This is a genomic window from Paenibacillus sp. S02 (assembly GCF_019454065.1).
In the GTDB taxonomy this organism is placed as follows: Bacteria; Bacillota; Bacilli; order Paenibacillales; family Paenibacillaceae; genus Paenibacillus; species Paenibacillus polymyxa_B.
This window is the reverse complement of sequence record NZ_CP073682.1, coordinates 2,495,317-2,520,748: the sequence shown is the minus strand read 5'-3', so window position 1 is coordinate 2,520,748 and position 25,432 is coordinate 2,495,317. Positions and strand designations below refer to the sequence as shown.

General features: G+C 46.5%; 20 protein-coding genes. 4 read left to right on the top strand and 16 right to left on the bottom strand.

All coding sequences use genetic code 11. The features are described from left to right. The first annotated feature begins 1 nt into the window (after position 1). Positions 2–1,099, top strand: coding sequence for a CobW family GTP-binding protein (locus tag KAI36_RS11280; RefSeq protein ID WP_220027759.1), 1,098 nt, complete (start codon positions 2–4; stop codon positions 1,097–1,099). Between the two features lie 111 nt (positions 1,100–1,210). Here the strand turns inward: KAI36_RS11280 and KAI36_RS11275 are convergent, their stop codons facing one another. From KAI36_RS11275 to KAI36_RS11215, 13 genes are all read right to left on the bottom strand, one after another. Further along, positions 1,211–1,456 (bottom strand): type B 50S ribosomal protein L31, encoded by a 246-nt coding sequence (locus KAI36_RS11275; protein WP_013310118.1) that lies wholly within the window; start codon positions 1,454–1,456, stop codon positions 1,211–1,213. Positions 1,457–1,473: 17 nt separating this feature from the next. Further along, positions 1,474–1,944, bottom strand: a complete 471-nt coding sequence (locus KAI36_RS11270) for a hypothetical protein (protein WP_069079659.1) — start codon at positions 1,942–1,944, stop codon at positions 1,474–1,476. A 95-nt stretch (positions 1,945–2,039) separates the two neighbouring features. Then, positions 2,040–2,189 (bottom strand): 50S ribosomal protein L33, encoded by a 150-nt coding sequence (gene rpmG, locus KAI36_RS11265; RefSeq protein ID WP_007430271.1) that lies wholly within the window; start codon positions 2,187–2,189, stop codon positions 2,040–2,042. Between the two features lie 68 nt (positions 2,190–2,257). Continuing rightward, a complete protein-coding gene (locus KAI36_RS11260) occupies positions 2,258–2,827 on the bottom strand; it encodes a hypothetical protein (RefSeq protein WP_220027758.1) in 570 nt (189 codons plus the stop codon). An 80-nt stretch (positions 2,828–2,907) separates the two neighbouring features. Beyond that, complete coding sequence (locus KAI36_RS11255) at positions 2,908–4,290, bottom strand: MFS transporter (protein ID WP_220027757.1); 1,383 nt, start codon at positions 4,288–4,290, stop codon at positions 2,908–2,910. A gap of 93 nt (positions 4,291–4,383) precedes the next feature. Then, positions 4,384–4,851: a MarR family winged helix-turn-helix transcriptional regulator gene (locus KAI36_RS11250; RefSeq protein WP_013310113.1), complete on the bottom strand. Its 468-nt coding sequence runs from the start codon at positions 4,849–4,851 to the stop codon at positions 4,384–4,386. 229 nt (positions 4,852–5,080) lie between these two features. Continuing rightward, positions 5,081–8,089: a GAP1-N2 domain-containing protein gene (locus KAI36_RS11245; protein WP_220027756.1), complete on the bottom strand. Its 3,009-nt coding sequence runs from the start codon at positions 8,087–8,089 to the stop codon at positions 5,081–5,083. Then, complete coding sequence (locus KAI36_RS11240) at positions 8,086–9,351, bottom strand: TRAFAC clade GTPase domain-containing protein (RefSeq protein ID WP_023988391.1); 1,266 nt, start codon at positions 9,349–9,351, stop codon at positions 8,086–8,088. The genes KAI36_RS11245 and KAI36_RS11240 overlap by 4 nt, the downstream gene beginning before the upstream one ends. Positions 9,352–9,367: 16 nt before the next feature. Beyond that, entirely contained in the window at positions 9,368–10,021 is a 654-nt protein-coding gene (locus KAI36_RS11235; protein ID WP_053325328.1) for a hypothetical protein, read from the bottom strand. Positions 10,022–10,039: 18 nt separating this feature from the next. Then, positions 10,040–11,329: a vWA domain-containing protein gene (locus KAI36_RS11230; RefSeq protein WP_220027755.1), complete on the bottom strand. Its 1,290-nt coding sequence runs from the start codon at positions 11,327–11,329 to the stop codon at positions 10,040–10,042. A 46-nt stretch (positions 11,330–11,375) separates the two neighbouring features. Next, positions 11,376–13,742 (bottom strand): transcription initiation factor TFIID, encoded by a 2,367-nt coding sequence (locus KAI36_RS11225; protein WP_220027754.1) that lies wholly within the window; start codon positions 13,740–13,742, stop codon positions 11,376–11,378. A gap of 3 nt (positions 13,743–13,745) precedes the next feature. After that, positions 13,746–17,135 (bottom strand): tubulin-like doman-containing protein, encoded by a 3,390-nt coding sequence (locus KAI36_RS11220; RefSeq protein ID WP_220027753.1) that lies wholly within the window; start codon positions 17,133–17,135, stop codon positions 13,746–13,748. 24 nt (positions 17,136–17,159) lie between these two features. After that, entirely contained in the window at positions 17,160–18,962 is a 1,803-nt protein-coding gene (locus KAI36_RS11215) for a vWA domain-containing protein (RefSeq protein WP_220027752.1), read from the bottom strand. 300 nt (positions 18,963–19,262) lie between these two features. Between KAI36_RS11215 and KAI36_RS11210 the strand changes: the two genes are divergently transcribed. Beyond that, complete coding sequence (locus tag KAI36_RS11210; protein ID WP_023988385.1) at positions 19,263–19,415, top strand: hypothetical protein; 153 nt, start codon at positions 19,263–19,265, stop codon at positions 19,413–19,415. After that, positions 19,408–20,325, top strand: coding sequence for a hypothetical protein (locus tag KAI36_RS11205; protein WP_025724186.1), 918 nt, complete (start codon positions 19,408–19,410; stop codon positions 20,323–20,325). Before KAI36_RS11210 ends, KAI36_RS11205 begins: the two co-directional genes overlap by 8 nt. 139 nt (positions 20,326–20,464) lie before the next feature. Here KAI36_RS11205 and KAI36_RS11200 read toward each other — a convergent pair whose 3' ends face one another. Continuing rightward, entirely contained in the window at positions 20,465–23,221 is a 2,757-nt protein-coding gene (locus tag KAI36_RS11200) for a PHB depolymerase family esterase (protein ID WP_220027751.1), read from the bottom strand. A 295-nt stretch (positions 23,222–23,516) separates the two neighbouring features. On the opposite strand from KAI36_RS11200, the gene KAI36_RS11195 reads away from it, so the two are divergent. After that, the gene (locus KAI36_RS11195) at positions 23,517–23,729 is read left to right on the top strand and encodes a hypothetical protein (RefSeq protein ID WP_013310103.1); all 213 of its coding nucleotides are present in this window, start codon (positions 23,517–23,519) and stop codon (positions 23,727–23,729) included. A gap of 98 nt (positions 23,730–23,827) precedes the next feature. On the opposite strand, the gene KAI36_RS11190 is transcribed toward KAI36_RS11195, so the two are convergent. Beyond that, positions 23,828–24,166: a hypothetical protein gene (locus KAI36_RS11190; protein WP_220027750.1), complete on the bottom strand. Its 339-nt coding sequence runs from the start codon at positions 24,164–24,166 to the stop codon at positions 23,828–23,830. Between the two features lie 135 nt (positions 24,167–24,301). After that, positions 24,302–25,432 carry a bifunctional cystathionine gamma-lyase/homocysteine desulfhydrase gene (locus KAI36_RS11185; RefSeq protein WP_025724184.1) on the bottom strand — a complete coding sequence of 377 codons (1,131 nt, stop codon included), beginning with the start codon at positions 25,430–25,432 and terminating at the stop codon, positions 24,302–24,304.

The following is a 25,432-nucleotide window of genomic DNA, read 5'->3' as shown; positions in this document are numbered from 1 at the left end:
AATGATGAACAAAGTTCCTGTTATTTTAATCAGTGGTTTTCTTGGAAGCGGCAAAACAACACTGCTTTTGCGCCTGTTAGCCCATACCCGCCAAATTCCCCTTCGTGCTGCTGTTTTAATGAACGAAATGGGTGAATATGATGTAGACAGCGCTATAATTTCAGAGGAAATGCCTGACGTAACAGTAGAAGGATTGCTAGAAGGCTGCATTTGTTGCAGCAAAAGAGATGAACTGGCAGGGGCTCTGCATACCCTGCTCAGCCAGGAGCCAGATCTGATCTTCATAGAAACCACCGGGGTAGCCAACCCCGAGCAAGTACTTGAGGAGCTTCGCTCCCCCCTACTGGCAGATCGGCTTTATCAGGTTCACAGCATCAGTGTTGTGGATGCTGAGCTGTTCCATGAATACAATAGCCGCTTTACGGCTGATAAAGAACTGGTTCGCACCCTGCACGGACAGCTGCGCACCGCAGACTTCATTGTGGTGAACAAGACGGATGCAGCAAGCAGCCGTGAAGTGACGAAGGTCGTCAAGAGCATCCGCAAGCTCAACGATACGGCCAAGCTGCAAACTACTGAATATAGCCGGGTTGACCTTGAACCACTACTAGAGCCTGTTCTGGCCTCCACATCCGTTGCCGCGAAACCTGCACAGACACCTCAACCAGCACCTGCACAGGTCCAGCTCACTGATGCACCGTTCGTCCCCATTCCCGTCAAAAGTATCGGACGACCCAGTAGCGTCTCCAGAAGTACGGCTTTCAAAGTTATTTCGGCACACAGTCATGACCACGATCCTAAGCAGCCTCATTCGTTCTCCCGTCTGGAGAGCTTAACGCTGCATCAATATTCTCCTCAGCCACTCGAAAAACAACGATTAGAAAACTTTCTAACCGGGTTAGGTTCCTCGCTGCTTCGAGCGAAAGGTTATTGCGTGCTTCCTCAGGAAGGTACAATGCTTTTGCAATTCTCAGGAAATCACTTGGAGTGGCAGCCTACTGCACTTCCCGTGAGTCAGGGATATGTCACACTCATTGGGGAGCAGCTCGACAAAGCATCCATTACCGACCAATGGGAACAGTGCTTCATTTCGCTATAAATGACAGGTCTAGATTAAGACAAAAAAACCTCCTGCATCTGCAGGAGGTTTTTTAAAAAGCGATGTTCACGGATTATTAGCATAATCCATAAACATAACGCTCGACTGTTCTTACTTAAGGTTATATTTTTTGTTAAAGCGATCCACACGGCCACCGATATCCACGTTTCTTTGTTTACCAGTGAAGAACGGGTGGGAAGCGGAGCTAGTATCTACACGGATAACTGGGTATGTGTTGCCATCTTCCCATTCCATCGTTTCTTGCGAATATTTAGTGGAAGCACTCAGGAAAGTAAATCCACAGCTAGGGTCCAAAAAGATAACTTTGTTCAATGTTGGATGAATATCTTTTTTCATTAGTTTCACCTAATCTTTCATATAGTTTTAGTTTCAAACTCAAACGTACTGGCGCAATACTCCATCAGTTGGCAAAAGGAACGGTTATGTCCCAGAAAAAAAGACGACAGATCATAACGGTTGCGCTCAAGCTCGTAAACGACAAGCAAACGATGCCGCATATATCGCATCGCCCATTGCACGAACGCTCCGGATCTTTCGTCAGCCTTCATCGTTATATAAGCATATAGTGAATGGTCCTCCGGCTCGTCCCAAATGCTGACACCAGCACAGGAGAACTCGGTAGCCACGTGCTTTCGATTCAAAAGGCAAAGCGTGCCATGTAGCTCGGCATCTATCATACAGCCTTGATAAAAAGCCGTTTTCTTAGGTGCAAGCTTTAACTTTGGACGCTCTGTCCACTGGACTAATTCAAGTTTTCGCCGGTTCCATAACGCAGGCTTTTGCAAACTTAACACGATTTCTTCATCGTTAACTGGAGAGATCATGCCGCAGCTCCTTTCATGAAGCCCCATATTCATTAGAATTACAGGCTCCGTTCAGGATGCAGGATCATTCAGGTTGCTATATAGCAAGCCTCAAATTATCTAGTTTCACGATGGATCGTGTACTTTTTCAGACGCGGAGAGTATTTTTTCATTTCAAGACGCTCCGGATGATTTCTTTTGTTCTTGGTTGTTGTATAGTTGCGATCACCGGATTCGGTGCATGCCAAGGTAACAATTACGCGCATTTCTCTTCCTCCTTAATTGGAATACATGGTATACAATTACAATAGTAATTTTTACGATTAGTTCTATTCTATAATTCATGCTCCGCTTTGTCAACCTTAGAGTCACGGTTTGTCGCTTCTTCGACCGTGTTCCAGCGATTACGGTACTGTGCAAGCTTCGGATGAAGTTCCTGGGGTACGCTCGAAAGCAGCAATCTGACATTTCTAATCCATTCTCCAAACGATGCATAGGAAGCGCACAAATTTGCAGTTTCAGGACTCATGTACAAAAAAAGTGGGGTCGTATACTTTTCCGCCAAAAAACGGATGGCTGCTTCAATCGGCGTATACTTTTTACGCTTACCTTCCCAACTCTCAATCACAACAGCACTCAAAGCCTGCTCCCGCTGCCACTCTCCCAGCTCATCCACCCGCTTGTAATACGAACGTACCGGCTGCTTCCACATTCTTCTGACGGTTTCTTCATGTAGCGGATACAGCACCAGCTTTGTAAAAGATAATGCAGCCCCCGTTTCGGCAAAAAGCTCCAGCTCTCTGGCTGTAATCTGCTCAAACGTATCATAGTAGACCATGGTCCCTTTATGCGTCTCGATCGGAGGCTCATAACCATAGGGTACATATTGAAGGTTTCTTGTCATGCCGGACACTCCGTCCTTCCATAGATGAACTTTTCCTTCTATATTATACCCTTGTTTTGGCATGAGTTTGCATCAAATGTTTATCCTTGTTCAACAGCAGGCGTATTACGGCGTGAACCCCTTCGGAATTGCAACGCATAAAGTCCCATCGTCACAAGCGCAATCAGTGCAAGCACCGTAAAAATATTGCTAAAATTGAACACCTGCACATTAGATACGACAGGATTCAAATGAAAGGACGACGAACTATCCAGCGTTTTGCCCAAAATACTTGTCGTGATCGCGCCGGCAATGAAATTCAGCAGAGATAGCAGCCCCATTCCAACACCAATCTGGTCTTTCGACAAGGTACGAGAAATCGTGTTGGACATGGCAATTTGCATGAAGGTCTGACCTACGTTTCCGAAAATAAGCAAAAATAAAATCAGATACGGAGATGCACCCACAAACGTAGACAAGCTGATAAAACAGATGAACAAAAGCGATACAGCTGTATAGACGAGAAACGAATTTCCTTTACTATCCGCCAAACGCCCCCCTCTTTTACCCAATAGAGCCGAAGCAATAGCAGCCGGAAACATAACCAGTCCAATTATTGCCGGCGTAAGCTGATTGAGACTGTTCAGAAACTGCGGTGCCAAGTACGGCAATCCAAAGCTAATCCCCGTCCCTAAAAAAGCGATAAGCAGCCCGTATGAATATTGCTTGTTACGGAACAGCTTCGGCTGGATGAATGGATCATGCGCAGTGTTAATGCGCCATATAAACAGTGCAAATAACACCATACCGACCAGAAAAAACATCATATTGGTTTGCGAAATCGAAAGTAATAAGAAGGCTACTGTTCCACCCAGCAATAATCCACCAAGAAAATCGAACTTCTGATCCTCTCCACGCTGATCGTCCAAATATTTACGAAAGAAAGGCAATGCGATTAGTGGCAGCATGGAAATGACGAACAAAAAACGCCAGCTTGCAAAACCTGTGATCAAACCGGAAATAATCGGAGCCAGTGCAGTACCTAACGCCAAGCCGATTGCTGTGACGCCCAAAGCACGTCCTCTTTTTTCAGCCGAGAAATAACGGACTGGGACGATCATAGCAGTTGCCGGAATAACAGCAGCCCCTGCAGCTTGAAGCAAACGAGCTACAATGAGCATCCAAAATTGATTGGCCAACAGTCCAATAAGCGAACCCAGTGCAAAAAAGATAATCCCAAACGTCAGCAAATCCTTAAGACGATATTTATCTGCCAATTTGCCGTAGGTCACCGAGCCAACCGCATACACGATCATATAGCCAGTCAGCAGCCAACTTACATCGGAAGCACTAATATGAAACTCCTTCCGAATCACAGGCATAACTACATTAAACATAAAAGCGTTCATCACTGAAAAAACAAGTGTGAAAGCTAACACACGCATAAGCTTATCCGCATTGGGATAAGTTTGTTCATTTATCATTTGGTTGTCTCCCTCTCCTGTAAACCTCTTATCTAAGATCGTATTTCACTGCTTTTGAATATCCCTATCCGGGCAAACTCTCTATATATCCGCTCAAACGCGGGTGTTTGCATAACGGTAATCGTGGAGAATTTTTTTAAGCAGGCCGCGCAGCGTCTCCGATTCTCCGACAGATAACGTTTCACCTACCGAGCTTTTAATTGCCTCAATGGTACGTTCAGCTATCTTGTGAATCTCCAAACCTTCCTCAGTCAAATAGATTTGCTTCATTCGTGCATCTTCCGGGTGACTTTTGCGTACTGCCCAGTTTTTCTTAACGATCCCGTTAACCAGGCTGGTAACGCTTGATTTATCAATAAGCAATAGCTTTTCCAAATCCGTATTGGTGACTCCAGGCGACATCGCCAGTATATAGAGCGTCTGCGATTGTGGGGAGGTGAGCCCCAAAGGGCGCAGTGCTGTTTCAATTTCGCGCCGGACGGTAGTGAAAATCCATTTAATTAAATACATCGTGCTCTCTTCCTCCCAAGGAAGACAAACGGGATACACCTCACTTCCCATCTCACTACTAACCTCCATATCTATCTAATTTTAATAGTTTGAATTCCAACTAATTTTAATCAGCTGCCTACTTGGTGTCAATACTTTCGTAAAATGATGTTTTACTAGATAAGGTGAATTTCAAATTACGAATTCATCCTTTATGGAAATATAGTCATAATAAAAGACGAGTCCTTGAAGGAAACCCGTCTTTTACTTCATTCATCATTCATTTCTGTTTTATAGTTGCTTATTCCGCAGTTTTCACTTGAACTAGCGGATATTCTTCTCCATCAACGGTAACCGTACTAGCATCATTCAGCTCCAGCCGTTGCCAAATGGTCAACAGCGTACGATAAGGATACTTCTTCAGATCATACTCCGATGGTGCGTCAGTGTCTGTGTTGGTTCCATTACCACTACCCTCAGTAGAAATCTCTGAAGTCGAGCCTCCGTCCGTATTGTCTGTCACTGCTCCAGACTGATCGCCGCTTTTTCCACTGGATGTACCACCACGAGCTGTGGAACCAATATCCGTGGATTGTCCATCTGCTGTTGTGCTTTTTGTAGTGGCGTTCCCAGTGTTTACGTCCCCAGATGGATCAATGTTCGCTTTACTGGCTGCTTCCTTGTCGTTCTGTTCAGCAAGCGTAAAATTTTCGTATAAGTGCTCCTGTTGATCCGCCCCGACAATGACGAGCTTCTTCGGCTTAAATTCTGCCTGCTCTGTCGATGTCTGAAACGCAAACAACAGCTTGACCATTTTCGTAGTGGACTTGGTATTAGGCACATGTGTCACTATCGCCGTAGGCTCCTCTTTTACGGGCACTGTAGGCTCTACAGGCTGTTGTACAGGCTTCGGAGCAGCAACAGGCGCAGGTGTGTCACCAGATCCGATCACCCCGGTTGCTTTAAGGCCGCCTAGCGTACCTGCAATGACAATCAGCACAATCCCGGAAATCACCCCACCTTTACGGAAACGACGAAGTGTTTTGACCAACGGCGTGTCCGTCTCCCGCTTTGCTGCCAAATAGAAATTTTTAAAAGCAGGCTTTGCAGGTTCAAAATATTGACGCCACAGCGTTTTTTTATGCAGTCCCTCTCGTCCTTCCTTTTGGAAGAATAGAAGTAGCGCACGTCGATACGCCGGTTCGAAACCGCCACGTGGAGTAGCAAACTCGGGGTGTTCCTCTGACCATCGGATAAAGCGATACATCGTATCGTTATCCTTCGCCCATTTGCGGATCGAACTGACTAGGCGAGCGTAGTCCAATATTCCTTCTCCCGGCCCGTCAGAACGATAGAAAGCAGGCAACAGACGGGCAAAATAGCCTTCCGCAAGCTGCTGGGGCAGCCAGCCATAAGCCCAATCCTGTACCTTTTCTACTTCGCCAGGCTCCAGGCCGTCCAGCACCGACGGTTCCGGTTCCTCCGTATTAAACCAATCATAAGCCGCAATCAATCGCACTGCTTGTCCCTTGAGAGGAGCAGGCAGCTTTCCAACCCACTGCACCAAATCGGGCCGGGTAAAAAATGGAATCTGTACGACCTGATCGGGTGATATTTCTTTTAGCTCTACTTCGGTAAGTAAATACCGATCCGACGCTTCCTGCAAGCGCTCTGTCAATCCAGATTGCTCCAGCGGGGACAGTTTGCCTACGGCAGAGCTGCTGTCCCATTGACGCAAGCGTTGGTGAATGGCAGCCACAGCCTCTACTGGTTTTCTTTCGGCACGCAGTCTGCCCATCAGCGCAGACTCTGCCAAAAGCTGAAAATCGGCATTCGCCGACACTTCGATATACCGACTGCCCCATTCGTGCACAACAGCCAGCAGTCCCTTGGCATCCGGTGTTCTTTTCATCTGACTGTCCATGTAGGGAATGAACAGCATTTTTGTAAGTGCTGGATTACCCAACACTTTCGTAAAATATGCCTTGCCTAATGATGGATTCTCTTCAATCGTATGATAAATATACGTGACTGCTTCCGTATTTCTGGCAGTATAAGCATTGTTTAGCGAACGGATTAAATATTCCACCAACCGATTTTCGCTGCTGCGTGCATGAACTTTATAATAGTCCTTGAAACTATCGACTAGACCTACATCTGGAATATATCCATCCTTCACACGATCAAATTCATGATCAAAAAACGATAGAAACAGATCATTCAGCCTCATTTTACGTGGCAGTGAATCGGGTGGCGATAAATAATCAGTCAAGCTTCGTAATACAGCGATTCGTTGTTCGTTGTATAATGCCCGCTCTCCCTGCTCAATTCTGTACAACGTAATGAGCTCATGATAGCTGGATGGCGTCAAATCACGCCCGGCCTCCATGCCCGTCAGCATTTGCTCGGCAAATTTGAAGAAATCGTCCGGCGTCTCACCATTCAGCAACGTACGGACAATCCAGTCAAAATACGGCTGTCTCACCTGCTCTGCATCCACATTAAGTATTCGACTATGGTTAGACAGGTCAAATACAAAGTCCTTTTCCACATTCCGATCACCGGGACGCAAACTAAAAGGCTCAACGAACATCAAGTGAATGCCTTTTCTGCTGTTCGGTTCCTGTGCATATGTAAGAAATCCGAGTCTGTTACGAAATGCATAAGGCAGTGCCGCATACAGCACACCCAGTAGCTGCTTGGCTGAAGATCCGACCGCTTCTACAGGAACATTCAGCGCTACATATACCTTTTTGCGACCTGCTGCGGACATCATGACTGCGTATAAAAGCTGTTTGAACACTTCTTCGCTCAGCTGCAATTGAGCCAGCACTGTAGACGGGTCAACAGCCGGAAATACACTTCCACCCGGTAGACGCTCCAATTCCGGCAAATCCGTTCCCTGCTCAATATCATAGGTATCAACAAAGGATGTGTTCAGCCACTGCTTATAGTCAGACGGAGATTCACCATGTCCGGCTGGAATCACATAGTTGTGCGTGAAAAAGGCGCTCCGCAGCCCAGTAAAATCCGCGGCCTTATAAATACTGCGGCCAAGCACTACATCCCCGGACTCCGTCCGTACCAGATGCATGGCTTCCGGATAGACGCTTTCCTGTTTCTCACCACGCGCCGTCAAAGCAGCAGGCGCATCATATACACATAAGGGATGGAGCACCTTTTTAATAAAAGAAGCATCCAATCCTTTGGAATTAGCCACTGTATCAAAGCCTTCCGTAGAACGGAAAATACCACGCCGTTCCCGTGTGTACATCTGCTGTTGTATTAAATGAGAGGTAGAATAACTCACTGTGATTCTCTCCCCTCAATGTACTTCAACTTATAAAGCAGCCAAATGAATGGCTCATCCACACGGATCGGACTAACCAACCCTTGCAGCTTTTGCTCCACCGGATTGCTACCCAGCGCGGAAACCGCGAAATAGGCCGTATCCGTAAAATATACATCCATCGTACCCTTGAACGGCTTATCCACCTTTTCGATGAAGCGTCGAACTTCGCCATCAATGTTCGCGAACTCATCCAAATCCATATATTTGCGATGCTCCATCGGATTAAAAATATTGCTGTTCGTCTTGATGTATGTGCCTTCTTCATCTGCCAACGCAGTAAGCATATCACTTTTGGTCAGGACGACAGCGGTCGGAATGTCCGTTTTCCCTTTTTCCTGATAAGCGATAAAATCACCGAACATCGTAAGTACGACATCACGCGGTTCATCATATTGCGAGACCCATTCACCCGGTTTATCGCCAAGGTTAATCTTAATGCGCTCCCGAATAGAGCGGATTTGCAGTGGATCGACCATAAAGAGAATACCTGCAGAATTTTTAATATGCTGTCCATGCAGTCCCAGATAGTCCTGATCTACCATTCCCTCACCGGCGACATCAAAAAATACCAGCGTCAGTGGCGGCTTTTCCTCATCCTTAAATACAAACTGGAAGATAAAAGGCTCCTGCATCTTTTCTTTTTGTGTCGATGTAAGCAGATCCCCTCGTTCAAATAGGGGTTCCTCATACATGGTGCGGAACTTTCGGCTGATCTCTGCATTGAGCGGCATGCAAGCCGCGTCAAAATGATCGGCCGTAACATGCTGCAACGTGTGAATCAGGGAGGTCATATAAACAGATTTCCCCGCCTGCGAAGCTCCAATGATCGAAATGATATTGCTAGGCACCTTACCCGCGGTCACGGGCAGCTCGTTATGGCAGTGCGGGCACAGTCGGTGACGCGTCAGCTCGCCATAACGGTCCGTCAGTCCTGTCAGTACATGATCAGAATACAATCGATGTTCCTCAGGGACATCATGGGGATGCAAAATCGCCTCCATATCATGCACACTGTCCAAACCAAAACGCTCCCGATATTTGTTCAACAGCTCATCTTCACCCAAAGCGTAGTCCTCGTCATCTTCACGGTGATGAGAAGCACGGAATACCACTTCCTCCGGGGAGAATTTACTAAAGCAATAAGGGCACACAATATCATAAAATAACGGCCTTGGCGCTGCCTGTGGCTTTCTTCTGAATAAATTGCTAAGAAAACTCATCGGTTGCGGCCTCCTTTCATTCAGGGACTAATTCATATACCGTGCCATATTTCTGGCCGTCCGTAAAAAACAGCCGCACATATTCATCTCCCCCCACTTCAACAGCGGGTAAAACATTCCGTCCCGCGGCAAAAGGTGCCGTGAACGGATACAAGGTTCCATCGTCCCGATCTGCCGGATAGCCCCCGCGCTTCTTCACGTAGCAAAGCGCCTCCTGCGGGACAGGAACTTCGGCTGTCACCTGAATCTGGACGGTTTTGCGGCTGCGAAACCAGCTTTTTTTATGGTGAACTGCATATCTGATTTTAGCCCTCCCCGTGCTCAACTCCAGTTGATTGGCTCCGTCTTGCTGACGGATCACGTAAGTGTCTCCACCCTCCCGAACAGCCGGATATACGGTATACCGCACGCGTCCAATGCCTTCAATTCGGTCACGATAGCTGCCAGCAGCCTTATACTCCTCGCGTGTAAAAAGTTTTAGGCTTGAAAAAGGCGGTAAAACTTCACCTTCATTTTGCCCATTCACACCTGCATCGGCTGATTGTTTCGCAATATATACCACGGCTGCGCCCTCAGGCCACTGCCAGCGTAACACAACCCGGTTGTCATCAATTTTGTGGCTCAGCTCCGAAATAATAGGATCACCGGGCTGTGCTTCCCTATACTGCATAAGTTCCAGCCTCCCGTTCTAAAATCCACTGCTGCGTCGATTGCGCGTCGGGGCTTCCGGTGCCCCTCTCCGGCGTCCTGACGGCGCACCCTGACTTCCTCCACCGGAAGATCGGCGAGTATTTTCCGCAATCGGCAGAACAAGCGAAAAGACAGCAATAAGGGCTGCCAGTATGAGCGCTGCCACCAAACGAATCATCAAGTCGCCTATAGGCGATCCAGATAATCCCTTTTCCAAAATAAAGCCAGCGAGCAAGCCTGCCGGGACTCCTCCAATCGCAAAATTCCGAGCCAGAAAACGGTTATCGAACATCAGCCCAAGAGCTAATCCCAATAGAGCTCCGATAATGACTAGAGCCGTTACGCGATAAATGGCAAAATACAGACTGTCGGCATACTCACCTGTTCGCTCCGTTACCAGTGTGCGATCACCGATTTTGTTATATATTTTTCCGAACGCCTGAGTAAGTCCTTGGGCATTGGCTACATTAGAATAAGTTCCGCCTGTTAGGTCAGCAATATTTTGCAATAAGGCTATACCATCCGACTCTGCCAGTTTCAGCCCGATCGTATTAATCGGAATCTGGCGGGCGATATAAGGAGCCAATGCTGTCTGGGTATCCAGATCGCTAAAGCCATCAGAGAGCATAATAACGAGAGAACCTTTTTCTGCATTACCTTGGGTTTCAATCTCCTTGATCGTCTCGTCCAAAGCAAGCCCGATCTCTGTACCGCCTGACATTATAGTCTGCATACTATCGATTTTGGAATAAACCGCTTGCTTCTCTGCATCTGTGCCAATGGGAGTAAATGGCTGAACCAACTGCGCAGCAGATTCAAATGAAACAATGGCTACCCGCTTGTCTCCATCCATTTGGCCAATCAGACTCTTGGCAGCCGTTAGGCGTTCATTATCAGGATCTGTTTGCTGCATACTCCCGGAATTATCAATCACAAGCACGAGGTCCTGTACGCTCTTGCGCCCTTCAGGGTTAACCTGATAGCCCAACTCCAATAGCAGACCTGCCACGAACAACATCACCAGCGTAGCAGGCACCAGTAACTTCCAGGATAACCCGGAGTAGCGCTGCCGCCATGAATGCCCATTTAACTGTGGCGAAATTAATTCGCCGATCAGACAACCTAGGCCAATGCACAGTGCCATGATGCCAAAATACAGCCCAATCACGACGATATGCGGCCAGTGCCCTATCAATTTGTGAAGAATAAGCTCTCCCAAGATGAAGCCTACTACAGCGCCCAGCAAGCCGAACAGCAATAGGAGAACGTTAAATTTACGCTGCTTCATAAGAATCGTTGCTTCCTTCCATCATTAAAGTAGGATTAATATGTGGCTACCGCAATTCCGGCAACCGGTCCACGTCGATTCCGTGAAACACGAAACCATTCGCAGTATATGTCTCATAATACGTTTTGCCGTTGCGGTAAACCATCAGATCCTCCAGATGGAAGCCGCCCATCAAATGCAGCTTTTCCACCCCGCTGCTGCGACGCTCATGTACAAAACCCAGCTTGTAAATACGCGAAGTAATGTCCACATCCATCGCATAAGGAAGAAATTCGCCTTCGTAGTCACCAAAGAAGTACTTTTCTTCATACCGATGCTCATGGGTATAGTCGAGCAAACGTACGTTAATTCCACCATGTTCCTCTAACGTTTGATACAGTTTTTTAAACAGCTCATCCTTCGGAACGACCAGCCGATTTTCATATGCAGCAGCTACATTCGCACGCCGCAATAATTCTTCTTCGAAGGTCTGATTAAACGGCTGCGAACTGAGAATCAAGGTGCGACAGGTCTGCGTAAGTCGATCCACCAATGCGGACAGGCCCCCGTCCAGCAATCCGGATACAGGCCCCATATGCCGGGTATCAAAGAATATAGATTTTCCCCGCTTGCTTTCCAGCTCACGCATGACATCCTCCGTCACACGCTCGTAATACTCGAACAGGTTTTGACCTGTGTAACTGTCGGCCTGCCGAATACTGTCCGTTGCAGCTTGATGTAATTCACGCTCCAGGCTGGAAAGTTGTACTGTAATATGCTTCGCTTGTGCATGCCATTTTTCTAGTGCCAGTTCATAGCGGCGAAGTAACTCCAAATCCGCTTGAATTCGCAGCATGTGCAGCTTGTGCCCGTAAACCGTCTCGGTCAGGTAACGGATCAAGCTGCGCACATTATGCTTATCCATGAGTGGCAGTCGTTGAAAAGGCTGGTCCTCCACCTGACCGCTATACAGGGTGTCCAGTTCAGCGGTACTAATCTGCAAGTCATTGGACGTATCCCGAATCAGTCCCCGAATGGCCGTAAGCACATTCCCTGTTTTATTTTCATCCGTCCAGTCTGTCAACTCGAATAAGCCGATTTCAGGATATTCCTTGGAAGCTGCATTCACAGCCAATTGCAGACCTGATTCCGCCTGAAAATCTCCCAACCGTTTGTGCACAATCCGTTCACAGTTATCGCGGAAAAAGGCTTCGCAGCCCTGACCAAACAAGGCTTCCTCCGCCTCACGTAATGTCATTCGCTTCAACGAGCCGTAGCTGGCTCCGCTGGTCATCAGTGCACTCATGTCCGTGATCGCCTCATTACCAGGAACTAGATCATTTCGCGTGCGACCGCGCTCAGCAGCATCTAAACCAAAATAATTCAGCTTATCGCGTATGTCCCACTCCTGCTCTGTTCTCATACGCTCTAGCAGCTTTACATAAAAGTGATACAGCACCGTGAGCGCGATTGACTGGTTAGGGCGGTTGACTCGGGAAAATCCAGCCGACACATAACCCTGCCGCCCGGATTCCGTCATGATGTTGTTTTTAAACGATGTATTGTTGTATCCCCCATCCTGTGACCGATAGGAATCTCCTGCCTGATAGCGGTTTTTAAGAAGCTGAATGTGGCAAATGATGTCACAGCTTTCCCGCAGGCTATTCGGCACCGTTACGCCGCGTTCGTTCTTGTCGGACAGCACATAGACGAGATCGAACAACGGTGATGGAGCATGGGATACTGGAATGGTCAATTTGTCCTCGGTCATATGAAGCGGTGCCGTAAACGTATACTCTGGACTCTGGATATAGTCCAGCTCCCGCATGAAAGCAACGGACGTTGCACTACTGTAGCCGAATTGGACAGCCTGATCACTTTCATTCACCAACACATACAGATCCATTTGTACCGATTTAAAAGACTGCGCAAAAATATACTCCGCCAACAGCGTAATTTCAGGGATTAATACGTTCATGGGGTCATCCGCTGTCGTCAAAATCGACAAATGGACACGCTCGAACGAAGAATACAACCGACCGTAATCTGCCAGATGTCCACTAGCCCGGCGCAACGCGGTGTTAAGCTCAATTAGCTGCGATTCATGTGTATAAAAAGCCTGGTGCAAGTCACGGCGTATCGTTTGGTGGCCACTTTCCTCCGGTACCGCTATCGTATGAACAATAGCATCCACCGAACGATCTACAGCCGCATGTTCTTCCTGCGAGCGGATCTGAATATACGTTACTCCCGTGCTGTTATCCCACTTGGTCCGGTTGATATCTGCAATGGTGTTCATCACTGGGTTCATGCGATCACCGATAAAAAGAAACACGGACGGGAAATGGATGCTACTGCGTCCATCCCCGCTTCCGATTAATTGGTCCTCTGCGGCTGCATAGTCAGCCGCATAACGTAACAGCTGCTCTCTCATACTTTACTTCAACTTTCTGCGGATGTCGTTTAATTTTCCAGCCATTTGAGCATAGAATGCATAAAGTTCCGCTCCGTTAGCCAGCTCCACCTTTTCATATTCCAATTGATTGCGGGCCTCTGTGTAAGTTGCAGCCAATTCATCCAGCTTCGCCAGCAATGGTGTAATATCCTCAGATGAAGTCAATACAGCATCACGGCGATCCGCCTTGCGCATTAGAACAGCAAATTTCTTTTCTTCCAAACCACGGAAGTTTGTAAACACTTCAAACTCCACATAATTACGGCTCTTCATGACATTGGCAAACGGCTCCCAAGCCTCTTCCTCTTCGTCGCGATCATAGACGTACAAAGCACCTTTTTTCGTAATCGTGTCCGTATAGAGTGCCTGAATGAACTGATCCAGCCATTTTTCTTCATCCTGATATTTGCCCAGCAAAGCTTCCAGTTCAGCGGCTTTCGCTTCAATTTGTGTATATTTCGCCAGTTCTTCACGAACCACCTGTGTTAACTCTGGTGAACGGATCAGGTTTTCCTTCGCCATTTCTTCATTGATGCTGCCAAAGATGTCCTTGCTTCCGGCCTGCTCCAGCCCTTCAGCCAGCAGACGTTTCAACTCAGACCATGCTCTTTTTACCTCACCCAAATTCGGCTTGGATTCCTGCAAGCGCATATCGTAGCCTGCCAGCATCGCATTCAGATCTAGCGCATGTGAACGGATTACAGTGAAGCGGCTGCTCGTATTCTGATCGACATCCTTTTCCCGAATCACGCCAAGTGACTTGGCACGGTCAAAATCATTACGAATGCGGGCATTGTAAGCTTGCACACGCGAATTGACGTAAGTTTCGCCCCATGACTTTTCAGGAATCGGCGACGGCAGATTAGTCCAATTGTTCTGACCTGTTTGCACCAGATGACGGCCAATACCTTCGCGGTCAAGAATCGTTTTTTCATAGCTTTCTTCATACACTTTGAGCGGCGTATATACAAACAGAGGAACACCATTACGCGTATTCAGCCAGAAAATCCGATTACGAACTTCACTCTCTTTAATAGTAAAGTGTGATTTGCCAATTGCATTATTTTGATAATTGCGAACGCCTTTCAGGATATTAGGCGACTGTACAGGTACTGAAACGAATCCCCATGACGGGAAGTACAAGTTGCCAGAGCTATTGCTCAGATGGAACACAGGTACAGCTTCCTCATCCAGTTTGCTCGCAATGTAGCGCTCCACAAATTTTTCAATGGCTTCATCTTGCCCGTATTTCATGACGAGGAAATCCTCCATGGAACGGGTAATGAGATCACCGAACTTATCAGTCAAGAAATTGGAGATTGAGCTGATGATGTCCATATCCTGATCCTTCACCCATTGATCTGAATTTTCGAGCAATTCTTGGGCAAAATCACGAATCAAATCGTCACCGTTGCGGTTATCCAGCAGCTTGGTCACAACTTCAGAAATATCCGGTACACTTACCAGATTCCAATAGTACGTTTTGTTACCTTTGTGATCGGACTGTTCCTCGCCGTTAATCAGCAGATCGCCATTCTTCTCGAAAATTGCGCTCAATGCGTTCAAAATTTCAGTAAATACATTATAAATGCGGCTATTTTCCTTGTTCAACAGGTCATACAGGTCTTCATAAAATTCAATGAGCTGCTCTGTACGTTCCACATCAGCCCGCAGCCAATATTCATTAATTTTCGCTTCAATGTACGCATTTTTCTTTTTATCCTTGGACACAAACGCGCTCTTGGCATCGCCCAGCTTTTCGTTCGCCTGCTCACGTGCCCATTCAATGTCCGTTGGAATACGGTGCAGTGATTCACGCAACGTCTCAACATATGAAAGCAGCATTTTCAGCAAGCTAAATCCTTTTTCAGTATAAATCATGCGGGATACATAAAACGGCCCTTGCTCAGGATGCAGAAACATCCGGCGGATTTGGTCCGTAAACTGTCCTGTAATTTCGCCAGGAAGCTGTTTCTTCGCTTTGATATACTCTTCGCGGGCACGCGTCAGGAACGTTTGCTCCAGCTCGGTGTCCATATTGACAACTTGCATTTTAACAACATTGCTATAACTTAACCGTTCACTGTTTTCAAAGCCCGGAAGCGGCTCAGGTACACGGGATTCAAAGTTTTTGATCATGCTATCCAAATCCACGCCCAGCTTGCGGGCAAACTTCTCTACATCCTCTTGATTTGGCGATTGCTCAAACATTTTGGACATTTTGCCAAACATTCGATAGGCCAGATATGTCGTCATTTCCTCCATTGGCAGTACCGCCGAGGAAGCCCCGATAATATTGTAATCGTAGTTTGCCGGATAGGCCTTATTCATTTGTGCGATGTTGGTACGGATATTGCTGATATAATCATGAATGGCAAACTCTTCGCCCGACTGTTTTTCCTCACTCGCCATAAAGTTGGTGATGTTCTCGGCGGTGACATTCATGCAGTAATCATAAGCATTTTCCAACAGCTTGCCTTCCGTATTCGTGGCCGAAATGAGATGACACAGATTAAACGGCGGAAGCGGCGAGTTCACGGTCAAAATATTTCCGTACTGCTGCTTAAAGCGTTCACCACGGCTGTCTACATTCATCCAATAGTCCAGCTCTTTCAGTGCAGCATAGCCGTTCTTTTTAATATATTCACGTGTATGCTCGCTCAGGCTTTTGTTCGCTAAATTAATATCCGGTGTAAACAGATAACCTAATGTATTTACACGGTCTACACCTGCAGAGCCATAGTCACGCTCAATAATTCCTCGGACGATATATGAGATGTCGAGGAAAGTACCGCTTCCTGTACCGCCGGACAAACCGGACAGCAAGAACACCATAAGCTTCTTGTTGGTGCCTTCAGACAAGGTTTTGATTTTTTTGTCAATGCTTTGTACGACCTGATTGATTTTGGTGAACAACAGCAATCGTCCTGCCTGACGTACCCCTGCCGCCCCGTTCATACCATCTGTAATGCTCAGCTCTGGAGACAGCCAATCGGTAATGTACGGCTCTAGAATGCTGCGGTTTTGCAGCAATCCGCCGATTTCCGCATTAGATAGCAGTACAAACTCATTGATGGGGTCCAAACCAATCCCCTTGTATTTTTTGTTGCGGTCTTGTTCATTCGTTTCAAAAGCGAGAAATTCCACATTGTCCGGTTTATCGCTCTTTTTCTTGGAGATCGGATCTGCTGGAAGCTTGAATCTGCGGTTAATTTGATATTTCAAGCGGAGAAGGGCATCAATTCCCGTGCCTCCGAGTCCGATAATTAAAATAGGATTATCAATAGTATCAACTCTGATCTTATCGCTTACGATCCCCCCGCCGAGTGATACGTCTAATTGTTGGATATGCTCTCTAACTACTGGTTTCATAGATATGACCTCCTAAGGGTTCGTTTAGCTGTTTACTGAAATAAATTCCAGTAAAATGGTTTTGTCCACACTGGCTAACGGGATGGTCAGACGATCACCGTTTTTGAGTTCAAGACCGTTGCCTGTGTCTACAGCCCGTCCGGATTTCTCAATCGTAATCTCGGGGGTACTGTGCACAATGATACGATCCTGATTGGCTGGTGTGAACACGACCTTGTCGGTTCCAGCAAATTCCGGTGCCAGTTGCAGCAACTGGTGCAGATTAAATTTGCCCCGGAAGGTGTTCAGCTTCTTGTATTGTGGATACGTTTTTTCGCCAGTGTTCTCATCCCGGATTTCCAGTACGATTTGACCGACAAAGCCACGGTTGGCCTTTTTGACAGCCTTCCAGATGAAATATGCGGCAACCAGCAGAATGAGCAGTCCCAGCCCTAAAAGAATGAGTGGCATTAGCTTGGACTTTTCAGCAGGTGTTGTTGGCTGAGTTGTGCCTGTATTCGTACCGCTCGTCGCCCCTGCTTTAGCACTGATGGTTACAGGCTGTGTTTCACGGTAGAAGCTCTTCTCCTCTGCTCTAACGGTTAGTTCGTAGTCATGCTCATCTGGAATCGTATAGGAACCGGTAAAAGAATCCCCTGCATTGGTTAACGGCACCTCATTCGTTGTACCGGAATCCAGATCCTTGACCTTCAGAACAGCATTCATATTTGCATACAATTCCTGATCCTGAAGTTGCTGGCTATTGCTCGTCAGGTAGGAACGAATTTGAACCGCATCGCCTTTCTTGTATGATTTGGCGGACGGTGCGTCCATTTTTAGCTCCAGATCATAGTTAAACACCAGATTAATATCAATCTGATCCTGCTGGACTCCCTTGACTTGGAGCTTCCAGTCACCAGCCACAGGCTTGAGCAGTTTAATCAGCGAGTAGCTTTTGGACTTGGACAGCAGCACATCGCTCGAAGGAATCGGCTTGGTGTTGCCCGACGGGTCTATCAGTCTCGCATCCACCGGTTTCGAGGACATGATCGAAATGTTAGCCTCCAGCACACTATCGTTCGGTACGGTTACCGTTACGTCCTGATAGTCGCCGTTTGCCGTAATGGACTGCAAAGGCACCACTTTCAACTTCAAATTGCTGGCGAAAATTTCACTCAAAATGTTCGGCAAGTCATCCGCTGAGCTTGTAATAAAGGACTTGCCGCCCGTTTGCTGCGCTATGTCGGCGAGCTTGTTTTTATTCAGCTTCCCATCTGCATTCAACCCGATGGTGTAGATCGGAACACCGCTATTTTTAGCCTCGGCTACAGCCTGTGCCATATCCTGATCGGATTGGCTTTCGGTTCTGCCTGTCGTCTTATTAAAATCGTTGTTACCGTCGGCCAGCATGACGATCATAGGCGCATGTCCAGCTGTTTTACCATCTTGCAAAATGCGGATCGCTTCCTTGACACCCACGGAGGTGTCAGTATACGCCCCCCGGTTCAGTCCGTCAATAAACGTCTTCAGTTCCTGCTTATCCGCTTCGGATGTAATATTAAGCAAGGCTTTCTCGCGCTGTACGACATCCGTATACGCTACAATCCCGACCTTGTCATTTTGCGTCGACAGCATATCAATGAACATTTTCATGGCTTCATTGCCAATTTTCCCAGGATCACTGGTGTTCATTGAATTACTTACATCGACGACCAGTACCGCATCCACCTTAGAAGCAGAGGGTGAAGCGGCATTCGCCATCTGTGGCTGCCATGCCAAAATCGAGGTCATGATCATTGTACATATGATTCCGATGACCAAAAACCATTTTCTGTCTCTACTAAACATCGCTTGTACCCCTTTGCCGGTTAATTCTCATTCTAAATTACAGTTGTACTCCCCTACTATTAAATTATAATGAGTTTTACATGAGCGCCAGCTGAAAATACTGCCCGAATGGTCTGAATCCAACCAAAAAGCCTGTTATACCGCGTGATTTTACCAATATCCTGCAGTAATGATATAATTATACCCCAACAAGGGCAATCGGGCACCAGCCTTCTCCTTTATACGACAAAAATGACAGTAGCGAAACCCGCCCATGTAAAATATTGAAGTAAAAATCCAAGCAGAAAGAGGAAGTACACTATGATCTCATACGGATGTCTGGCGATTATGTTTCTTTTTGTCGCCATCAAATCACTAATTTACTATATACATAAAAAACGCGCCCCGTCGATTACACAAATCGACACCGAGCTTCTGGCACTGCTGAACCGGAGAAGTGAGCGCAATGAATAGTTCCAAACAAGCTGTACAATTTCGCCCATTTACCCGCACAGAGCACGCCTTCCAAAAGCTAAGAGTCTGCAAGCGTTGTGGGCAATTTACCGCCCTTTGGGAAGAAAAGTGCACATCATGTGGTCGGGATACACTAGTTCCTGTAGAGCAATATGCCAGACTCAGAGCCAAACGTTATTTTCGTAAAGACCTTGCTGTCAGTGTCATATTGCTGGCCGCTACTGTCTTTTTCGGCCACTCGCCACAACAAATGCTTTTGTGCGGTATCGTCGGTGCGCTTCTTCTGCTGCCCTTGGTGCTTCTACAGCAGGGTATTTATCCTTATGAACAGCGTAGGCAGCTTATACGTCTGTTCAGAGGTCGTATAGGGCAGATCCAGGAAGGACTAAACGTTAATCATAAAAACGCGGTTGCCCTGCGGCAGCTCAGTGAGCGTGTCTCCTATGAAATGCTGCGTGAGATGGCTGTACTCATTCACAATGATCGGATAAGGCTCCAGCAGGTCGCCCTGCTGCAATCTTTTGTTCTCCGCAAAGACATGGAATTAACGCTCGATCCTCTCCTGATCAAGAGCTTCGAGCCGCTTATGGTCAGATATATCGGAGAGATTGCCAGACTCAATCGTGAGCTGATCAAGGACCGGACATTCCGATACGTAGTCTTTTATGAGCGCCGTATTCTGGAATTGGCAGGGGGCGAAGATATTCTCGTCCGCGTAGCCAGTGCAGCTGTCCGTAAAAAGCGCTACGTAGTCACCCATGCCGCTTTCATTTCCAGATATGTACGCAAACTGCCAAAGGAAAGAGTCCAGCGTTTATATCATATCATTCAAGAGAATCCGTTAGAACCCTTTGGAGATTTGGCCGATGAAGTAAAGATCATGTACCTGATGGAGCAATATAAAAGCTAAGCTGCCACAATGCCCTTCTTTATATGACGTCATCCCGATCACAAATCACTGCAATGAACCAGCAAAAAACCGTCAGGATCGCCAACGTGCCTCCAGACGGTTTTTTTAATTATAGATTATTATAACATTGTTATCTTTTTTATTGGCCTTGCAGTTTTTGCTGCGCATGTCTAATGGAAGTAAAGTTAAAAGCACGCACTCCCTTGCTATCATACACAATAATCTCTTTATTCAAATACGGGTGTAGACCATTAAAGTATCCAGGCATAATCAGTCTGCGCATAAATAGGTTTTTACCCAACATACGGGGGGAATTGGTCGCTACGACAAGCATTTGCTGGGTTGCAGACCATGGGCTAGGTTGAATATATGACAGACAATACTCGCCTGCCGTAAAATCGTCGCCCAATGTATATCCTTCCTCCGTACATGTAATTTGCAGATCGGCTTGGTGCTTCTGAAGCAGCTCATGTCTGGACAAGCCCGAAGTGACACAAATCACGTTGCTATCAGCCAGTGCTTCCTCCGTAATATCATTGGAAGACACCACCGGATAATGAACACCGATATACGGATTCCAAGTTGCTGTTCGTGGGCTAGCCAAGGCGTTCGCCGTCCGTCTCACCGCCTGCTCTTCCTCCGGTGTAGCATAGCTGGATGGAAGGACAATGTGAAGACGATCCATATAAACGTCAAGCACACCCATACCATGGCTCAAAACGTTTCTTCCCACGCTTTTCGAATCCACAATTTCCTTTTTGGCATCCGATTCTTTTGAAAAGCATTCACTGCTTTCTTCCTCCCGTTCAGCAATCAAACGGTATTCAGGTGAGGGACGTTTATGTGAGTGTGTTTTAACAAAGCGAAAGCGGCTGTATTCCCGCAAGTCCAACACGAAAATACGGGCTCCGATACGAACTTGGGCCAATTCCAAGGGCATGACCTCTTGAGAAAGATGAACGATAAATTCTTCGGCGTGAACTGCCTCGATATCCAACTCACCTGTGGCACTCATTTCACCGTACAACTCGGCATATTCCTCATTTTCATCCATTCGCGTCAGTTCCAGCCAGTAAGCCCGGTTATGTCTGCCCCGTTCCGTACGATAGGCAATACGCCGAGGTACGACATCTCTTTTCCATTGCATAAGCCAACCCAGTACGCCGTCCAGAAGTCTCAGCTCATGCGTATCCCAGTGATTAGACTTCCGCTCTACGACACCTTTAAAATGATCAGATGGAAGCTCTGTTACAGGGGCTGTGTATGCTTGTGCAAATAAGTAATCCTGATCTCCGCATACATTCAATATTGGCATATTCAACAGATTTATCAGATGCTTGGGATGTGGCGCTCCAGAGATAACCGCAATAGCCGCAAACCGAGAAGGATAAGCCTGTGCCATCGCCCAGGCCGCATATGCTCCGTTCGAATAACCCGTCAGATAGATCCGCTCTTCGTCCACTCGGTATGCTTGCAGTATGACATCCAGCGCCTCCAAAAAAGCAGCTTCTCCAATATAACTGCCCAACGTTACACCACGGCATGAAAAAGTAACGAATATAGCTTCCTCTTCCCAGCCTTGCCCAAAACCTCGATTCTGAAAATCCGGCAAGCCCAGTTCATATCGCTTGCCTGGCATCAGAACGATCAGAGGATACAGTCGGTCAGTCGAATAGCTTCTGGGAAGCTGAATTGTATAGCGTTGCAAACTATTGTCCAAACGGGAGACAAAAAATCCTTCCCCAATTCCGTCATTAGACAAAAAGATGTGTTCTTCTTGAAGTAAGGATGGGGAGTGTGACTGTTCGTTATGTCCACACGTGAAGATTTGTTTTAATAGCTTGATATATTCACGTACAACCCGGTAATCCCAGATTTCAAAAGGATCTTCCGGCAAATCCGTTAACCTTTTTAATTCCTCAAGCAGGCCCTCTATTTGTATTTTCTGCGCAGAATGAAGAATATCTATAGCGCGGGCTTGAATGTACCGGTCATACTCTTCCTGCAAGCCCTCCACGACAACTGACAAAGGCCGCACAAGTGCCGAATACACAAAATGATGCTCCACAGCCTCATGATCCCGATATGTAACGGTGAAGTGCAGCATTCCCGTATTCCTGGCCTTTTCTTCATCCCAGTCATAGCTTTGCTCCTGCTCCCAATGTGCTGGAAAGCGATCCAGCTTCATGCCTTCATCATTTGTTACCTCGACCCATAACGTTTGATCTAAGGGAAGATCTATCCGATCCTTACGCAGTAAATAAAATAAGATCGGGCTGTCTTCACCCTCCCTGCCAGCACTTTTTTCAACCTCTAACCAAGCCATATGAAAACGTATATTACGCTCTACAAATTCACGATGCAGTTCTGTCACATCTGGTTCGTCGCATACCTGATTTCCACTGATACGAATAGAGCGGGCCTCCTCGGGAATAAACGCAGCAATGATAACTACCGTGTGATCGCCTTCCTCCAGATACAAGCGAAAAGGACCGGATTCCGCATATACCAGTGTGCCATCTATCCAAATTTGTCCCGTTCCTTCAAAGGGTCTGAAAATCACTTCCTGTGCAGCCATACAACGAAGATTTGAAACCAGCAAAAGCCTTTCTTGTTCGGCCAAAGGCGGAAAAACACCTAGATTCAGTTCGGCAGTCCGTGGGTCCAGCTCGGTCAATAATCGGCACGCTGCCTTTCCTCCGGCTGAAAGCTCTACTCCTTCTTCATCACAAGCCTTTTCCAAATTCCATTCCTCATGGGCAAAATAACTTGTCCATTCCCTGCCCACACCGCAATTTTTCGGGAGCATGACCGGACCGACTGCATAAGCAGACCTCAGACGTACCGGATGATCCGACAGCACAGTTGTTGCTTTTTCCAGATGTGTGAACCTCATAACATTCCCCCTCCAGGTTTTTGTTTCCTCAGAGACGTAGTCGCGGTTATATTCCGTTTAACATTCAATTTAACTATATAAAACTATTCGTTATTACCTCTACGTACTCCTCTGTTCTTCTCAAAAAAGTAGCTATGATAAAACAAAAAACGAAGAAAGCGGAGTGCTTCACTTCGTTATTAAAAATTTCTATATCTAAAAACCTATTTAATGCTGCCATGATTGTTGCTAACAATACTAGGGTATAGTATGTTTAGGGTGAAGTTACTATTTTTAATACCAAGGAGGAGAAACAATGGAAAAAATGTGTATGGAAATGATGATGACCATGTGTATGGAAGACATGATGGCTAAAATGAAAAGCATGAAAATGTGCATGGAAAAGATGTCTGATATGGATATGATGGATATGAACACGGATATGATGATGACTAAAATGCAAGAATGCGACGAAATGATGACGATGATGATGAAAATGATGCGTGACATGAAGCAAACTTCACAATAATTTAGGTATAGGCATTAGTCTCAACTTATTTCGCGAATTCTTGGCATTGCAGTGTCAGCTGCGTGCCTTTTTTGTTTTATATCTTTCTATGCGTTGTTTTAAAAATGTGCATAACTCGCTTGAATTTGCTTTTCCAACTTAATGCGTTCTAACTTTAGCTCCCAAATCTGTTCGCTCCACGAGTTTCGATCCGCCGCGTTATTACTATTTCGTAAGAGATCAAACAACCTCAGCAATTCATCGTTTATCTGATCAAAATGCCGCCACAGCGTATTAATCTCAGAATCTTTAGTCTCTTTGCCATTCTCCAGCAATTGATGCCGCAGGGCTTCTTTGAGCTCCTGTTGCCAATCTATATCGTTCAATTGTTTCGCATAATTAAGAAGATCCAGATAGTCATCTACCTGCAGGTAACTGCGTGTTTTTATCTGTTTCATAGGGTCTCTCTCCTTAGGGCTCAATCTATTACCAAGTATTATACTCGGTTATTAAGGAAAAGCAATACTTTATTCTACAATACACAAAAAAAGAGGCAGCCTCAGCTACCTCTCTTGAACATTACAATTATTTTCTTACAATGCTGCCTGCAAATCTTCGATCAAATCTTCCAGATCTTCAATCCCAACCGAAATCCGCACCAAACCTTCGGTAATACCTAGCTCTGCACGACGTTCTACTGGAATAGAGGCGTGCGTCATACGTGCCGGAACACTAATCAGACTTTCAACCGCTCCCAAGCTTTCAGCCAGTGTAAAATATTTCACCTTTTTCAGAAGTGCAACCGCGTTAGCGTCGCTACCTACATCAAAGGAAATGATGCCGCCAAAGCCTTCGGCCTGGATTTTGGACAATTCATGCTGTGCATGGCTTTCCAGTCCAGGATAGTACACTTTGCTAACCTTCGGATGTTTTTCCAAAAAGGCTGCAATTTCCTTCGCGTTTTGCTCAATCGCTTCCATACGCAGACCCAATGTTTTAATACCTCGGATCAATAACCAAGAATCTTGCGGGCCGAGAATAGCACCAATGGCGTTTTGCAGAAAATGAAGTTGTTCTCCCAGCTCGTCGCTGTTCACAACAGCCAGGCCGGCTACAACATCGCTGTGGCCGCCCAAATACTTGGTAGCAGAGTGAATGACGATATCAGCCCCAAGTGTAATTGGCGTCTGCCAATAAGGGGTAGCAAATGTGTTGTCGACGATCAGTAAAAGATCATGTTTTTTTACAAGTTCCGAAACAGCGCGGATATCCGTAACCTTCAAAAGTGGGTTCGTGGGCGTTTCGACATACAATGCCTTCGTATTCGGACGAATTGCTTTGGAGATGGCTTCCAGGTCAGTCGTGTCCACAAATGTGGACTCAATTCCGATACGGCTGAGGACTTTGCTTACAATACGGTAGGTTCCTCCGTATACATCATCGGTCAGCAAAATATGATCCCCTGCATTAAACAGTGAAAATACCGCATGAATTGCTGCCATACCCGAACCGAAAGCAAAACCACGCTTTCCTTCCTCCAGATCCTTGATCAGTTCCTCCAGAGCAAACCGGGTCGGATTGCCTGTACGCGAATATTCGTATCCCTTATGGACGCCAATTTCCTCTTGCTCATAAGTGCTTACCTGATAAATAGGAACGTTAACCGCACCTGTATGGGGATCGGTAGGAAGTCCGCCGTGAATCAGTTTTGTTTTGCGTTTCAT

What these genes read in the sequence shown, in the direction of transcription:
- KAI36_RS11280 (WP_220027759.1), top strand. Translation starts at nt 2, where the DNA reads ATGATGAACAAAGTTCCTGTTATTTTAATCAGTGGTTTTCTTGGAAGC.
- KAI36_RS11275 (WP_013310118.1), bottom strand. Translation starts at nt 1,456, where the DNA reads ATGAAAAAAGATATTCATCCAACATTGAACAAAGTTATCTTTTTGGAC.
- KAI36_RS11270 (WP_069079659.1), bottom strand. Translation starts at nt 1,944, where the DNA reads ATGATCTCTCCAGTTAACGATGAAGAAATCGTGTTAAGTTTGCAAAAG.
- rpmG (WP_007430271.1), bottom strand. Translation starts at nt 2,189, where the DNA reads ATGCGCGTAATTGTTACCTTGGCATGCACCGAATCCGGTGATCGCAAC.
- KAI36_RS11260 (WP_220027758.1), bottom strand. Translation starts at nt 2,827, where the DNA reads ATGACAAGAAACCTTCAATATGTACCCTATGGTTATGAGCCTCCGATC.
- KAI36_RS11255 (WP_220027757.1), bottom strand. Translation starts at nt 4,290, where the DNA reads ATGATAAATGAACAAACTTATCCCAATGCGGATAAGCTTATGCGTGTG.
- KAI36_RS11250 (WP_013310113.1), bottom strand. Translation starts at nt 4,851, where the DNA reads ATGGGAAGTGAGGTGTATCCCGTTTGTCTTCCTTGGGAGGAAGAGAGC.
- KAI36_RS11240 (WP_023988391.1), bottom strand. Translation starts at nt 9,351, where the DNA reads ATGAGTTTTCTTAGCAATTTATTCAGAAGAAAGCCACAGGCAGCGCCA.
- KAI36_RS11235 (WP_053325328.1), bottom strand. Translation starts at nt 10,021, where the DNA reads ATGCAGTATAGGGAAGCACAGCCCGGTGATCCTATTATTTCGGAGCTG.
- KAI36_RS11230 (WP_220027755.1), bottom strand. Translation starts at nt 11,329, where the DNA reads ATGAAGCAGCGTAAATTTAACGTTCTCCTATTGCTGTTCGGCTTGCTG.
- KAI36_RS11225 (WP_220027754.1), bottom strand. Translation starts at nt 13,742, where the DNA reads ATGAGAGAGCAGCTGTTACGTTATGCGGCTGACTATGCAGCCGCAGAG.
- KAI36_RS11220 (WP_220027753.1), bottom strand. Translation starts at nt 17,135, where the DNA reads ATGAAACCAGTAGTTAGAGAGCATATCCAACAATTAGACGTATCACTC.
- KAI36_RS11215 (WP_220027752.1), bottom strand. Translation starts at nt 18,962, where the DNA reads ATGTTTAGTAGAGACAGAAAATGGTTTTTGGTCATCGGAATCATATGT.
- KAI36_RS11210 (WP_023988385.1), top strand. Translation starts at nt 19,263, where the DNA reads ATGATCTCATACGGATGTCTGGCGATTATGTTTCTTTTTGTCGCCATC.
- KAI36_RS11205 (WP_025724186.1), top strand. Translation starts at nt 19,408, where the DNA reads ATGAATAGTTCCAAACAAGCTGTACAATTTCGCCCATTTACCCGCACA.
- KAI36_RS11200 (WP_220027751.1), bottom strand. Translation starts at nt 23,221, where the DNA reads ATGAGGTTCACACATCTGGAAAAAGCAACAACTGTGCTGTCGGATCAT.
- KAI36_RS11195 (WP_013310103.1), top strand. Translation starts at nt 23,517, where the DNA reads ATGGAAAAAATGTGTATGGAAATGATGATGACCATGTGTATGGAAGAC.
- KAI36_RS11190 (WP_220027750.1), bottom strand. Translation starts at nt 24,166, where the DNA reads ATGAAACAGATAAAAACACGCAGTTACCTGCAGGTAGATGACTATCTG.
- KAI36_RS11185 (WP_025724184.1), bottom strand. Translation starts at nt 25,432, where the DNA reads ATGAAACGCAAAACAAAACTGATTCACGGCGGACTTCCTACCGATCCC.